This is a genomic window from Mycolicibacter hiberniae, assembly GCF_010729485.1.
In the GTDB taxonomy this organism is placed as follows: Bacteria; Actinomycetota; Actinomycetes; order Mycobacteriales; family Mycobacteriaceae; genus Mycobacterium; species Mycobacterium hiberniae.
The window spans coordinates 293,535-307,332 of the sequence record NZ_AP022609.1; the positions used below are offsets into that span (position 1 = coordinate 293,535).

Sequence of the window (13,798 nt, forward strand, 5' to 3'; positions counted from 1 at the left end):
GCTGCCCCGCCGTCAGCTGCGTTCTGCCGCGGCCTTGATCTTGGCCAGCGAGGCGTTCATGCCCTCGACCAGCTCCTGCTCGAAAGAGGGAGTCCCGCCCATGAACTTGCCCACCAAAAACGCCGAGACTGCGGTGGTTTCGCCGTTGTCGACGTGCCGACTCTCCACGACCCGCGTCCCTGCCGCGGTCGGCTCGAGCTCATAGCTCCACACGGTGCGGTTCTCGCTGACGCGGAAAGCCAGCTTGCGCTCGGGGGCGTATTCGGTGATGACGGAGGTGGTGGGCCAGTACATCCGGCCGCGCCGGTTGAAGTTGATGGTGCGGGTGCCCGGGCGTACCGCGCCCAGTGGCTTCATCCACCTGCACTGCGGGCTCCACTCGGGCATCCGCCGGAAGTCCGAGATCAGTGCCCAGACCTTGGCAACCGGCGCGTTGATGTCGATCTGTGCCGTCAGCAGTGGAGCCGCCATAGCATTCCTCCTCGATTGTCGGTTCACAACTCTATTTCGTGTTCCAGTCCGGTTTGCGCTCCACGCGAGCCGCGGCGCGCCGCCGCACGCTGCACCAGAAAGACGGTGGTGCCGATCAACCCGACGCCCAGACCCCCCACGCTCACCGATCGCCAGCCCTCCAGGGCGGGCACCGTGAACGCGGCGAGCGTGGCGCAGCAGAAGCCGACGAATCCGGCGCCGATCACCGGCCACACGCGTAGCAGCGCGGTCGGCAGCGGGGGTGGCTCGGGGGAGTGTGGAGGGGTCATCGCCGTTGACGTTAGCGCCTCGCCGGTAAAGTGCGCGCAGTGACCAGGGTCGTTGATGTTGTCGATATCGACGACCCGCGCGATGCTCGGCTGGATGACTTCCGCGACCTCAACAGCATTGATCGCCGCCCAGACCTGCCGTCGGGCAAGGGGCTGGTGATCGCCGAAGGGGTGCTGGTGGTGCAGCGGATGCTGGCCTCGCGGTTCACCCCGCGGGCGCTGCTGGGCACCGACCGCCGGTTGACCGAGCTGAGCGCTGACCTGACCGGCGCCGACGCCCCCGACGTCCCGTTCTATCGGGTGTCGGCAGAGGTGATGGCCGAGGTGGTGGGGTTTCACCTCAACCGGGGTGTGCTGGCCGCGGCATCGCGGGTGCCCGAACCGCCGGTGGCCGAGCTGGTGGCGGGCGCGCGGACCATCGCGGTACTCGAGGGCGTGAACGATCACGAGAACCTGGGGTCGATCTTCCGCAACGGCGCGGGCTTGGGCGTGGACGCGGTGGTGTTCGGCAGCGGCTGCGCCGACCCGCTCTACCGGCGTTCGGTGCGGGTCTCGATGGGGCATGCTCTGCTGGTGCCGTTCGCCCGCTCGGCGGACTGGCCGGCAGACCTGGCGATGCTGCGCGAGCGGGGATTCCGGTTGCTGGCGATGACGCCCGACCCGGGCGCGGCGGTGCTGTCCAGTGCCATGACCACGCTGCGCGACGAGCGGGTGGCGGTGCTGGTCGGAGCGGAGGGGCCGGGCCTGTCAGAGCGGGCGATGCGCGCCAGCGACATACGGGTCCGCATCCCGATGTCGCGGGGAACCGACTCCCTCAACGTCGCAACGGCGGCGGCGCTGGCGTTCTACGAGCGCAGCAGGCTGGCGCAATGACCTCCAGACCGCGTACGCCGTGGGGGACGGGTCTGACCGTGGCCGCATTCGCCGCGGCGGTGACCGGCACCGCGATCGCGGTCTTGACGCTGGGCCTGCTCCGGGTGCACCCGGCGGTGGCGGTGGTGCTCAACGTGGTCGCGGTGGGCGGCCTGGCTCCGACCGTGTGGGGCTGGCGGGGCACGCCGGTGCTGCGATGGCTGGCGCTGGGCGCCGGGTTAGGGGTGTTGAGCGGGTGGGTGGCGCTGGTGGTGCTGGTCGTTCAGCGCTGACCGGTCGAACGGACCCCGAGCAGGACGTCCTCCCACCCCGGTACCGGGGGCTTGCTGCGGCGGGCGCGGCTGCCCGAACGCTGCTGGACCGGTTCCTCATCGACCTCCGCGGGGGCGGACGGCTCCTGGAAGTCCAGCGCCGCGACCGCGGCGACCGGCCGCAGCGGACGGTCGAAGTCGGGGTCGATCAGCCCCATGGCCGCGTCGTCGACGGCGGTGACCGTTCCGCCGTGTGCGCCCGGAGCGAACCGGAAGTGGGCGACGTTGTCCGAGCGCCCCGCCTTCCATGCCAGCTGTACCGTCCAGCGCCCGTCGTCGTTGCGCCACGCGTCCCAATTGGTGCTGTTGGAGCTCAGGCCCCGCGACAGCAGCGCGGAGGTGACGACCTCCAGCAGGGTCGAGACCGCCGGGCCGTCGGCCAGCACCGGGTGGGCGGCGGCGGCAAGTTCGGCGGCCCGGGACCGCTCGAGCAGCACGGGGTGGGCGAAGCGCTCAACCCGGGCCACGTCGACCCCGGCCGCGGCAGCCACCTGTTCGACGGAAGCCCCGGCCCGGATCCGGGCCTGGATGTCCTTGGGGCGCAGCATGCTGCTGGCCGCATCGGCCGTGTTCTTTCCCACCCGGTGGCCCTCGCCGCGGACCGCGCCGCGCAACCGGTCATCGATGCGCACCCGGAACATCTCGGTGTGGTCCTCGCCGTCGCCGGCGCTTTCGCAGATGATGTGGTTGCCGTCGACGTCGAGGCCGATGGCCCTCAGTTCCCGCATGACTTCTCCTTGCGAACGCCGGTTACCTGCGGACTCTAGTCCAGTCGGCAGCCCGGTCCGGCGTGACACACCGGCGTTATAACGATCCGATCACGGGCGTGGGAAAGCGGCGGGGCCGCCGTGGTCCGCACTCTGTGCGCAAGTGCGCTCAGAGGCGCTCGACCACCCAGTCCACGCACTCGGTCAGGGCGCTCACGTCGTCGGGCTCCACCGCCGGGAACATCGCGACACGCAGCTGGTTGCGGCCCAGCTTGCGGTAGGGCTCGGTGTCGACGATGCCGTTGGCCCGCAGCACCTTGGCGACCGCCGCGGCATCGACCTCGTCGACGAAGTCGATGGTGCCCACCACCTGCGAGCGCAGTGCCGGGTCGGCGACGAAGGGCGTGGTGAACGGCCGTTCCTCGGCCCACGAGTAGAGCCGTTGCGCCGAGTCCGCGGTGCGCTTGACCGCCCAGTCCAATCCGCCGTTGCCCAGCATCCAGTCCAACTGTTCGGCCAGCAGCGCCAGGGTGGCGATCGCCGGGGTGTTGTAGGTCTGGTTCTTGGTGCTGTTGTCCACCGCGATCGGCAGCGACAGGAACTCCGGCACCCAGCGGCCGGACGCCGCGATGGCCTCGATGCGCGCCAGCGCGGCCGGGCTCATGATGGCCAGCCACAACCCGCCGTCGGAGGCGAAGTTCTTCTGCGGGGCGAAGTAGTAGGCGTCGGCCTCGGTGATGTCGACCGGCAACCCGCCGGCGCCCGAGGTCGCGTCGATCACGATCAAGGCGTCGCCGGCGCCGGCGGGGCGGCGCACCGGCACCGCCACACCGGTGGAGGTCTCATTGTGCGCCCAGGCGATCACATCGACCGACGGGTCGGACTGCGGTTCGGGGGCGCTGCCCGCGTCGGCTTTGATGATGATCGGGTCACCCACGAACGGGTTCTTCGCCACCGCCGAGGCGAACTTCGCGCTGAACTCGCCGTAGGTCAGGTGCAGCGACCGCTTGTCCACCAGGCCGAACGCCGCCGCGTCCCAGAAGGCCGTGGATCCGCCGTTGCCCAGGACCACTTCGTAGTCGTCGGGGACTGAGAACAGCTCGCGCAAGCCGGAGCGGACGCGGCCGACGAGGTCTTTGACCGGGGCCTGTCGGTGCGAGGTGCCGAACAACGGCGCGGCCGTGGTGACCAGCGCGTTCAACTGCTCGGGGCGGACCTTCGACGGCCCGCAGCCGAACCGTCCGTCGGCGGGCTTGATGGTTCCCGGGATTGTGAGCTGTTCAGCCATGGGCTCCAGCGTAGACAGCGGGCTCTGCCCTGCTGCATCGCAGGTTTACTGTGACACAGATCACTTGTGGCGCTTGACACCTGTCACGCCCACAGGGTTGGGCTCAACCCTGGACGGGTAACCGATACCTGCGGTACCGTTATACATACGCCCAGCAAATGTAAACGATTGGTGGAGGTTTCTCCGATGGCTCAGAAAGCAGCCCGAACCCGGATCGTGCGCCGGTGGCGAGCCAACATGGAAGTGACCGACGACCCGGCATACGTCGAGACGCTCAACACCCTGTCGGAAGGTTCGGTGCGCCGGAACTTCAATCCCTACACCGACATCGACTGGGACAGCCCTGAGTTCAAGGTCACCGACAACGACCCGCGCTGGGTGTTGCCGGCCACCGACCCGATCGGCCGGCACCGGTGGTACCAGGAGCAGCCGCAGGACGTGCAGATCAAGATCGGCATGTGGCGCCAGGCCAACGTCGCCAAGGTGGGCCTGCACTTCGAATCCATCCTGATCCGCGGCCTGATGGAGTACGCGTTCTGGGTGCCTAACGGTTCACCTGAGTACCGCTACTGCCTGCACGAGGCGGTCGAAGAGTGCAACCACACCATGATGTTCCAGGAGATGGTCAACCACATCGGTGCCGACGTTCCCGGGATGCCGCGACTGCTCAAGTGGGTCCAGCCGGTGATCCCGCTGGTTGCCGGACCGGCGCCCATCCCGTTCTGGTTCGGCATTCTCGCCGGCGAGGAGCCCATCGACCACATCCAGAAGAGCATCCTGCGCGAAGGCAAGACCCTGCACCCGATCATGGAGCGGGTGATGGCCATCCACGTGGCTGAGGAGGCGCGGCACATCTCCTTCGCTCATGAATACCTGCGCAAGCGCATCCCGCATCTGCCGCGCCGTCAGCGGTTCGCGCTGTCGCTGTACGTGCCGATCGTGATGCGAATTCTGTGCTCGGCGATCGTGGTGCCGCCCAAGGCTTTCTGGAGCGAGTTCGACATCCCGCGCGAGGTGCGCAAGGACATCTTCTTCCGCTCGGTAGAAGCCCGCCAGATGCTGCAGGACATGTTCGGCGACGTCCGGATGCTCTGCCACGACACCGGTCTGATGAACCCAGCGGCCAAACTGGTCTGGCGGATCTGCCGCATCAACGGTGCACCGTCGAGGTTCCGCAGCCAGCCGCAGCGCAAACACCTCACCCCGGTGGCCTCGGCCTCGGTCGCGTAGCGGCGCCGCGCGCCATGCCACACGTTATTACCCAGGCGTGTTGTAACGACGCGTCCTGCGTGTTCGCCTGCCCGGTCAACTGTATTCACCCCACGCCCGACGAACCGGGCTTCGCCACCTCGGAGATGCTCTACATCGACCCGGATGCGTGCGTGGACTGCGGGGCCTGCGTGCGGGCCTGCCCGGTCGACGCGATCGTCCCGCACGCCAAGGTGGTCAGCGAGCAGCTGCCGTTCGTGGAGATCAACAAGTCCTTCTACCCCGAACGCCCCGCGGGCGTGAAGTTGCCGCCGACCTCCAAACTGGCTCCGGTTCTGCCGGCCGCCGAGGTGCCGCAGCGCGGCAAATATCCGCTGACGGTGGCCATCGTCGGTTCCGGCCCTGCGGCCATGTACGCCGCCGACGAGCTGCTGACCCAGCCGGGCGTGCTGGTGAACATGTTCGAAAAACTGCCCACCCCCTACGGCCTGGTGCGCGCCGGCGTCGCACCCGACCACCAGCGCACTAAGCTCGCCACCCGGCTGTTCGACCAGATCACCCGGCGCCGGGGGTTCCAGTTCTTCCTCAACGTCGAGGTGGGCAGACATCTGAGCCACGCCGACCTGCTGCAGCACCACCACGCCGTGCTCTACGCCTCCGGCGCGCTGCACGACAAGCGGCTGGAGATCGACGGCATGGGGCTGCCCGGAACGGGCACGGCGACCGAGATCGTCGGCTGGTACAACGGGCATCCGGACTTCGCCGAGCTGTCCGTCGATCTCAGCGGCGAGCGGGTGGTGATCGTGGGCAACGGCAATGTGGCCCTCGACGTGGCGCGCATCCTCACCGCCGACCCGGATCGGCTGGCCCACACCGACATCGCCGACTATGCGCTGGCGGCGCTGCGTGACTCGGCTGTCCAGGAAGTGGTGATCGTCGCTCGGCGCGGGCCTGTCGCCTCTGCGTTCACCCTGCCCGAGTTGGTGGGGCTGACGCAGGTGGCCGACGTGGTACTCGACGCCGAAGACCACGCCCGGGTGCGCGAGGATCTGGCCACGGTCCAAGACATGTTGACCCGCCAGAAGCTGGAGGTACTGGCCAAGCTGGGCGATGCCAGCGCGCCGGTCACCCGCCCCCGGATCCGGTTCGCCTACGGGCTGACCCCGGCCCGAGTGCTGGGCGACAGCCGTTGTGAAGCAATGGAATTCACGGTCACAGGGACCGATCAGGTGCGGCGTATCGACGCCGGTATGGTGCTGACGTCGATCGGTTACCACGGCACGCCCATCGCCGATCTGCCTTTCGACGACGTGGCCGGCGTGGTCCCCAACGAAGGCGGGCGCGTCATCGACCCGGCGACCGGGCGGCGCGTTCCGGGCGCCTATGTCTCGGGCTGGATCAAGCGCGGCACCAATGGTTTCATCGGCTCCAACAAGGCCGACTCGCTCAAGACCATCCAGACGCTGGCCTCCGACTACAACGCGGGCCTGCTGACCGAGCCGGTGGCCGGGCCGCGGGCGGTGGCCCGGATGGTGCATGCTCGCCAGCCCGACGTCATCGACGCCGCCGGATGGAAGGCGATCGACCAAGCCGAAGTCGAGCGCGGACAAGCCCAGGGCCGGCCGCGGGTGAAGTTCACCCGGGTCCCCGACATGCTCGACGAGGTCAAGGACCACTCGAGCCTGCCGCTGCTGCAGAACCTGCTCGGCGCGTTGCGGCGGCGCTGAACCACCGACTCGCGCTTCGCCGAGCGTGTACTGAGGGCGGGAATCCGCGCAGAATCTCGGCCTGGTTACACGTTCGGCGCAGCGAGGGGCGCAGCGAGGGGCGCAGCGAGGGGCGCAGCGAGGGGCGGTCAGGCGGAGGCGATGCGTTCCCAGCCCGCAACGGAAGCCGCGCTACGCGGCGCGGGCCCGACGTAGATCGCCGACGGGCGCACCAGCTTGCCCAGCCGCTTCTGCTCCATGATGTGGGCGCACCAGCCCGCGGTGCGGCCGCAGGTGAACATCGCCGGCATCATCGCGGGGGGCACCTCGGCGAAGTCCAGAATCACCGCCGCCCAGAACTCCACGTTGGTCTCGATGGCCCGATCCGGGCGACGCTCCCGAAGTTCGGTCAGCGCCGCCTGCTCCAGCGCCGCGGCCACCTCGAAGCGCGGGGCGTCCAGTCGCTTGGCGGTGGCCCGCAGCACCCGGGCGCGGGGGTCCTCCGCGCGGTACACCCGGTGCCCAAAACCCATCAGCTTCTCGCGCCGGTCCAGGATGCCCTTGACCACGGCGCGCGCATCACCGGTGCGTTCCGCCTCGGCGATCATCGGAATGACGCGGGCCGGCGCGCCGCCGTGCAGGGGGCCGCTCATCGCGCCGATCGCCCCGGACAGGGCCGCACCGACATCGGCTCCGGTGGAGGCGATGACGCGGGCGGTGAAGGTCGAGGCGTTCATCCCGTGCTCGGCCGCCGAGACCCAGTAGGCGTCGATCGCCTCGGTGTGGCGCGGGTCGGGCTCACCGCGCCAGCGGGTCATGAACCGCTCGGTGATGGTGGAACACGAATCGATCGTCTGCTGCGACACCGCGGCCTGCTGGCCGCGAGCCGACTGGGCGACATAGGACAGCACCATCACCGAGGCGCGAGCGAGCTGGTCGCGGGCGGTGGCGTCGTCGGTGTCCAGCAACGGCTGAAAACCCCACTGCGGGGCCAGCATCGCCACCCCGGCCTGAGCGTCGACCCGGACGTCGCCGGTGCGCACCGGCAGCTCCAGCGGTTCGGCAGGGGAGAGCGGGCGGTTGAAGTCGCCGTCGACCAGCAGGGCCCACACATCGCCGAAACCGACCTTGCCGGCAAGGTCCTCGATGTCGACGCCGCGGTAACGCAGCGCGCCGCCATCCTTATCAGGTTCGGCGATTTCGGTGGTGAAGGCCACTGTGCCTTCCAAGCCGGCGACAAAATTCTCCGGGACCGCAGCAGTCATGCACCGGATTCTTCCACCCCGCTGACCGGCCGTTGCTACCGGCCGGTAAGGCCGCCGCGCGGGCGCCGGGCGTAGCGTTGGGCGGTGCACAGTACGGGCCCCGACAACGAGCACCTGGCGGCGATGCGAGTGGAGTATCAGGAGAAGGACAACAGCGGCGACCTCGACGTGGACTGGCTCGAGGAGGGCTGGGAGGTTCTGCTGCGCAATTGGATCGGCGATGCCGAGCGGGCCGGGATCGCCGAGCCCAACGCCATGGTGCTGTCCACCGTCGACGCGGGCCGCCCCGTCAGCCGATCCGTGCTGTGCAAGAACCTCGACGAGAACGGTGTGACCTTCTTCACCGACTCCGATTCCGCCAAGGCCGCGGAACTGGCCGCCACCCCCTACGCCGCAGCGACGTTCCCCTGGTACCAGCTGGGCCGGCAGTTCCACATTCGCGGACCGGTCACCCAGCTCGACGAGACGGTCAGCGCGCAGTACTGGGAACACCGCCCGCGGGCATCGCAGCTGGGTTTCTGCGCCTCGGCGCAATCGCAACCGATCGCATCGCGTGCCGCACTGCTGGCACAACTGGACGCGGTGACGGCCCAGTTCGCCGGCATCGAATCGATCCCCGCCCCGGCCAACTGGCGCGGCTACCGGATCGCCCCGGAAGTGGTGGAATTCTGGCAGGGCCGGGAAGGCCGGTTGCACAACCGGATTCGGGTGACCGGTGGTGGGGTGGTGGAGCGGCTCCAGCCGTGAGGCTGCTGCGGTGAGGATTTTCGCCGACACCACCCCGCTGCGCAGCCCCGACTTCCGGCGATTGTGGCTGGCCGGCATCCCGACCGTCATCGGTGCGAACCTCACCATCTTCGCCGTCCCGGTGCAGATCTATGCGCTGACCCGAAGCTCGGCCTACGTCGGGTTGTCCGGACTGTTCGCGCTGGTGCCGCTGATCGTCTTCGGTCTGCTCGGCGGTGCCTGGGCCGACGCCATGGATCGCCGCAAGCTGCTGATCATCGCCTCCTGCGGGCTGGCGGGCGCCTCACTGCTGCTGTGGTGGCAGGCCGCGGCCGGCGTGGACAACGTCTGGGTGGTGCTCGTGCTGCTGGGCGTGCAGCAGGGGTTCTACGCCGTCAACGCCCCGACCAGATCCGCGGCGATTCCACGGTTGGTGGCCGGCAGGGATCTGCCTGCCGCCAACTCGCTCAACATGACCGTCATGCAGTTCGGCGCCATCATCGGGCCGCTGCTGGCCGGGCTGTTGCTGGGCTGGGTGGACCTGTCGACGCTGTACCTGATCGACGCGGCCGCCTGCATCTTCCCGATCTGGGCGACATTCCGGCTGGCGCCGATGCCGCCGGCGGAATCGGCCGGGCCGTCCGGCTTCGGGATCGCGGCCGTGCTGGACGGATTCCGTCACCTGGCCGGCAACACCGTGGTGCTGATGTCGTTCGTCGTGGACCTGATCGCGATGGTCCTCGGCATGCCGCGGGCGCTGTTTCCCCAGATCGCGAGCGTGAACTTCGGCGGCCCGGTCGAGGGCGGCACCACCATGGCCCTGCTGGCCGCGGCGATGTCGGCCGGGGCCGTGCTCGGCGGGGTGTTCTCGGGCTGGTTGCCCCGGATCACCCGGCAGGGCCTGGCCGTGGTCGCCGCCATCGTGGTCTGGGGGGTGGCCATGGTCGGCTTCGGGCTCGCCATCGCCCACGCCGGTGGCCATGCCGGCCCGGTGCTGGGGGTGGCGCTGGCGTTCCTGGCGGTTGGGGGCGCCGCAGACATGGTCTCGGCGGCGTTTCGTTCGACCATGCTGCAGCAGGCCGCCTCCGACGAGGTCCGGGGCCGGCTGCAGGGGGTGTTCATCGTGATCGTGGCCGGCGGCCCAAGGCTTGCCGATGCCGTGCACGGCGCCGCCGGGGCAGTGGTGGGCACCGCCGCGGCGGCCGCCGGCGGTGGGGCTCTGGTGGTGTTGGGCGTGCTGCTTGCGGCGCTGGCAGCGCCGGCTTTTCTGCACTATCGCCGGCCCGCCGACGGTAGGCAACGATCCTTGCCGGATCACCGATAGGAGATACCCCGCCCCCGGGCGGGCGCGCTGGCCCAGAACCGACTACCTTTTCCTATACACGTTCTATCTGTTCAGCCGAATAGCGCAAAGGGGTTCCCTGTGGCCGCAACCGATGACACCGCCACTCTCCGGTATCCGGGCGGCGAGCTAGAACTGCCGATCGTCAAGGCGACCGAGGGGTCCGACGCGCTTGCCATCGGTTCGCTGCTGGCCAAGACCGGCTACACCACGTTCGACAACGGCTACGCCAACACCTCGCCGGTCAAGAGCGCCATCACCTACATCGACGGGGACGCCGGCATCCTGCGTTACCGCGGTTACCCGATCGAGCAGCTGGCCGAGAAGTCGACCTTCATCGAGGTCAGCTACCTGCTGATCTACGGCGAGCTGCCCACCGCCGAGCAGCTGGCCGCGTTCACCGGCCGGATCCAGCGGCACACCATGCTGCACGAGGACCTGAAGCGGTTCTTCGACGGCTTCCCCCGCAACGCCCACCCCATGCCGGTGCTGTCCAGCGTGGTCAACGCGCTGAGTGCCTACTACCAGGACTCGCTGGACCCCTCCGACAACAACCAGGTCGAACTGTCGACCATTCGGCTGCTGGGCAAGCTGCCCACCATCGCCGCCTACGCCTACAAGAAGTCGTCCGGCCAGCCGTTCCTGTACCCGGACAACTCGCTTTCCCTGGTGGAGAACTTCCTGCGGATGACGTTCGGCCTGCCCGCCGAGCCCTACGAGGCCGACCCCGAGGTGGTGCGGGCCCTGGACATGCTGTTCATCCTGCACGCCGACCACGAGCAGAACTGCTCGACGTCCACGGTGCGCCTGGTGGGCTCGTCGCGGGCCAACCTGTTCACCTCGATCTCCGGCGGCATCAACGCGCTGTGGGGCCCGCTGCACGGCGGCGCCAACCAGGCGGTGCTGGAGATGCTCGAGCAGATCCGCGACGAGCAGAACGGCAACGTCACCGACTTCGTACGCAAGGTGAAGAACCGCGAGGACGGCGTCAAGCTGATGGGCTTCGGCCACCGGGTCTACAAGAACTACGACCCGCGGGCGCGCATCGTCAAGGAGCAGGCCGACAAGATCCTCGGCAAGCTCGGCGGTGACGACGAGCTGCTCAACATCGCCAAGGACCTCGAAGAGGCCGCGCTGACCGACGACTACTTCGTCGAGCGCAAGCTCTACCCGAACGTCGACTTCTACACCGGCCTGATCTACCGGGCGATCGGATTCCCGGCCCAGATGTTCACGGTGCTGTTCGCCCTGGGCCGGCTGCCCGGCTGGATTGCGCACTGGCGCGAGATGCACGACGAGGGCGATTCCAAGATCGGCCGCCCCCGCCAGGTGTACACCGGCGCCACCGAGCGCGACTACGTCGGCATCGGCGGGCGGTGACCATCGTGTCCGATTCCGGTAAGCCACAGATCACCGTTCCGACCGGCCCGGCACCCACCGAACTGGTCATCGAGGACATCGTCGTCGGCGACGGCGCCACGGCCGCCCCCGGCGCGCTCGTCAACGTGCACTACCTCGGTGTCGACTACGACACCGGCGCGGAGTTCGACAGCTCCTGGAACCGCGGCGAATCGCTGGAGTTTCCGCTGGACGGCCTCATCGCCGGCTGGCAGGACGGCATTCCCGGGATGCAGGTCGGCGGTCGCCGGCAGCTGGTGATCCCGCCGGAGCTGGCCTACGGCCCCGCCGGAACCGGGCACCCGCTGGCCGGCAAGACCCTGGTGTTTGTGATCGATCTCCTCGGCACCCGCTGAGTGCGTGCTCGGCTGATCGCCACGGCGCTGGCCACGGCGCTGCTCGCCGCGATCGGATACGGGCTGCTGCAGCGTGCGCCCCAGCCCGTCGCGGATCCCGAGCTCGCGGCGGGGCGCCCCGAACCCGTAGCGGTGATCCGGCGGGGCAGTGAGGTCACCCTGGCCGGCGACGTGGCCGATCCGGCAGCCCGGCGTGCGCTGCTGGATGCGGTGTACGGCTCCAGTGAGGACCTCACCGTCGTCGACCGACTCGGGGTGACGCCCGCGGCGCCGAGCATCGACCTGTCGGGCGTGGGCCCGGTCTTCGAGGCGGCGGCGGCAATAGACGACTTCACCGTGGCTTTCGACGGCGCCACCGTGCGGCTGGGCGGCACCGCGGCCATTGCCGGGGAGGCCGCCGCCGTCGGGGACGCGGCACAGGACGCCTGGGGCCGCGACCACGTCGTCAACGACATCGCGACCGGCTCGCAGCGCGCGGACCGGCCCGCCGGCGACTGATCGCCGGCGCTCAGCGCGGCGGCGGCAGCTGCAGCAGCAGGCGGGCCCCACCCAGCGGGCTGTCGTGCAGGGACGCCGTGCCGCCGTGCAGTTCGGCTTGCTGGGCCACCAGCGCCAGGCCCAGCCCGGAGCCCGAATGCGAAGCCGTCGATCCGCGCGAGAAGCGCTCGAAGACGACGTGGCGCTCGTCTTCGGGAACCCCGCCGCCGTTGTCATCGATGGCGATCTCCACGCCCTCGCGGGAGGTGACCGCCGACAACTGCACCTCGGTGGCGTTGCCGTGTTTGACCGCGTTGGCGATCGCGTTGTCCACCGCCAGCCGCAGCCCCGCCGGAAGGCCGACGATGATGCAGGTGGGCGACGGCACCAGCGACACATTCAAGTCGGGGAACACCCGCATCGCGTCATGGGCCGCCCGGTCGAGCAGGTCGGTGATGTCGACCGGCACGTGGTCGTCGGAGGTGGACAGTTCGCCCTGCGCCAGCCGCTCCAGGGCCGAGAGCGTCGCCTCGATCCGGGTCTGGGTCCGCACGACGTCGTGCAGCACTTCCTTGCGCTGATCGTCGGGCAGGTCCAGGGTGGTCAGCACTTCGAGGTTGGTCCGCATGGCGGTCAGCGGAGTGCGCAGCTCATGCGAGGAGACGGCGGCGAAGTCGCGTGCCGACGCCAGCGCCTCCTTGGTCCGGTCCTGTTCGGTCCAGATCCGTTGCAACATGCCGCGCATCGCCTCGGCGATCTCCACCGCCTCGGTGGCGCCGCGCACCTCGATGTCGGGCCGTTCGTCGCTTGCGTCGATCGACCGGGCCTGCTGTGCCAGCCGGCGCAGGGGCCGCACGGCGAACGCCGTCAACAGCCAGCCCAGCAGCGCGGCCGCACCGATCGCGGCCGTGCAGAGCAGGATCACCCGGCGGTGCAGGTTGTTGGTGTCGGCAAGGGTGGCGTCGTAGGTGGCGCCCACGGCCAGCGACCGTGGCCCCGGACCGGGAATGTCGACGGTCCGCACCCGGTAGCGCACGCCGTCGATCTCGGTGTCGGCGTAGCCCGGTTTGAGCTCCGGCAGCACCACCGCGGAGTTCGACGTCACCTCGTTGGGGCGCCGCAGCGTGATCACCGCGTCGGTGGTGCCGGCCGACCGCGGCAGTTCACCCAGACCGATCAGCGGCACGGTCAGCCCGGCGGCCTCGTCGAGGCGCCGGTCCAGCCAGTACTTGCGGTCGTTGGTGATCCCGACCCACACGATGGCGCCGATGATCACCGTCACGATCGCGGTGCCGATCGCCGTGGCCAGCATCACCCGGGTCCGCAGTGACGGCGTTCGGGCGAAGATACGCCGGAGCAGCTTCATGACGTTCACGCTG

15 protein-coding genes are annotated in these 13,798 nt (G+C 69.4%); 9 read left to right on the forward strand and 6 right to left on the reverse strand.

Annotation, left to right across the window (positions count from 1 at the left end; genetic code table 11):
- Positions 1-12: 12 nt before the first annotated feature.
- Positions 13-471: an SRPBCC family protein gene (locus G6N14_RS01440; RefSeq protein WP_085134975.1), complete on the reverse strand. Its 459-nt coding sequence runs from the start codon at positions 469-471 to the stop codon at positions 13-15.
- Positions 472-494: 23 nt separating this feature from the next.
- Positions 495-761 (reverse strand): DUF2530 domain-containing protein, encoded by a 267-nt coding sequence (locus G6N14_RS01445; RefSeq protein ID WP_085134976.1) that lies wholly within the window; start codon positions 759-761, stop codon positions 495-497.
- Between the two features lie 39 nt (positions 762-800).
- Between G6N14_RS01445 and G6N14_RS01450 the strand changes: the two genes are divergently transcribed.
- Positions 801-1,634, forward strand: coding sequence for a TrmH family RNA methyltransferase (locus tag G6N14_RS01450; RefSeq protein ID WP_085134977.1), 834 nt, complete (start codon positions 801-803; stop codon positions 1,632-1,634).
- A complete protein-coding gene (locus tag G6N14_RS01455) occupies positions 1,631-1,906 on the forward strand; it encodes a DUF2537 domain-containing protein (RefSeq protein ID WP_085134978.1) in 276 nt (91 codons plus the stop codon). The genes G6N14_RS01450 and G6N14_RS01455 overlap by 4 nt, the downstream gene beginning before the upstream one ends.
- Here G6N14_RS01455 and sepH read toward each other — a convergent pair.
- On the reverse strand, positions 1,897-2,673 hold the full coding sequence (gene sepH, locus G6N14_RS01460) for a septation protein SepH (RefSeq protein ID WP_085134979.1): 777 nt from the start codon (positions 2,671-2,673) through the stop codon (positions 1,897-1,899). The two genes, G6N14_RS01455 and sepH, sit on opposite strands and share 10 nt — an antisense overlap.
- A 148-nt stretch (positions 2,674-2,821) precedes the next feature.
- Positions 2,822-3,940 carry a phosphoserine transaminase gene (gene serC / locus G6N14_RS01465; protein ID WP_085134980.1) on the reverse strand — a complete coding sequence of 373 codons (1,119 nt, stop codon included), beginning with the start codon at positions 3,938-3,940 and terminating at the stop codon, positions 2,822-2,824.
- 186 nt (positions 3,941-4,126) lie between these two features.
- On the opposite strand from serC, the gene G6N14_RS01470 reads away from it, so the two are divergent.
- Both G6N14_RS01470 and G6N14_RS01475 read left to right on the forward strand, forming a co-directional pair.
- Positions 4,127-5,170 carry an AurF N-oxygenase family protein gene (locus G6N14_RS01470; RefSeq protein WP_085134981.1) on the forward strand — a complete coding sequence of 348 codons (1,044 nt, stop codon included), beginning with the start codon at positions 4,127-4,129 and terminating at the stop codon, positions 5,168-5,170.
- A 14-nt stretch (positions 5,171-5,184) separates the two neighbouring features.
- Positions 5,185-6,876 (forward strand): FAD-dependent oxidoreductase, encoded by a 1,692-nt coding sequence (locus G6N14_RS01475; RefSeq protein WP_085134982.1) that lies wholly within the window; start codon positions 5,185-5,187, stop codon positions 6,874-6,876.
- Between the two features lie 128 nt (positions 6,877-7,004).
- Here G6N14_RS01475 and G6N14_RS01480 read toward each other — a convergent pair whose 3' ends face one another.
- Positions 7,005-8,120: a citrate synthase 2 gene (locus G6N14_RS01480; protein WP_085134983.1), complete on the reverse strand. Its 1,116-nt coding sequence runs from the start codon at positions 8,118-8,120 to the stop codon at positions 7,005-7,007.
- Between the two features lie 84 nt (positions 8,121-8,204).
- On the opposite strand from G6N14_RS01480, the gene pdxH reads away from it, so the two are divergent.
- The 5 genes from pdxH (at position 8,205) to arfA (ending at position 12,440) form a co-directional block, all read left to right on the forward strand.
- Positions 8,205-8,867 carry a pyridoxamine 5'-phosphate oxidase gene (gene pdxH / locus G6N14_RS01485; protein WP_264079960.1) on the forward strand — a complete coding sequence of 221 codons (663 nt, stop codon included), beginning with the start codon at positions 8,205-8,207 and terminating at the stop codon, positions 8,865-8,867.
- Positions 8,868-8,877: 10 nt separating this feature from the next.
- Positions 8,878-10,170 (forward strand): MFS transporter, encoded by a 1,293-nt coding sequence (locus G6N14_RS01490; RefSeq protein ID WP_085135086.1) that lies wholly within the window; start codon positions 8,878-8,880, stop codon positions 10,168-10,170.
- Positions 10,171-10,269: 99 nt separating this feature from the next.
- Complete coding sequence (locus tag G6N14_RS01495) at positions 10,270-11,568, forward strand: citrate synthase (protein ID WP_085134984.1); 1,299 nt, start codon at positions 10,270-10,272, stop codon at positions 11,566-11,568.
- Positions 11,569-11,573: 5 nt separating this feature from the next.
- Entirely contained in the window at positions 11,574-11,942 is a 369-nt protein-coding gene (locus G6N14_RS01500; RefSeq protein ID WP_085135087.1) for an FKBP-type peptidyl-prolyl cis-trans isomerase, read from the forward strand.
- A complete protein-coding gene (gene arfA, locus G6N14_RS01505; protein WP_085134985.1) occupies positions 11,943-12,440 on the forward strand; it encodes a channel-forming protein ArfA/OmpATb in 498 nt (165 codons plus the stop codon).
- Between the two features lie 10 nt (positions 12,441-12,450).
- Here the strand turns inward: arfA and G6N14_RS01510 are convergent, their stop codons facing one another.
- Positions 12,451-13,785, reverse strand: coding sequence for a HAMP domain-containing sensor histidine kinase (locus G6N14_RS01510; RefSeq protein WP_085135088.1), 1,335 nt, complete (start codon positions 13,783-13,785; stop codon positions 12,451-12,453).
- Between the last annotated feature and the right edge of the window lie 13 nt (positions 13,786-13,798).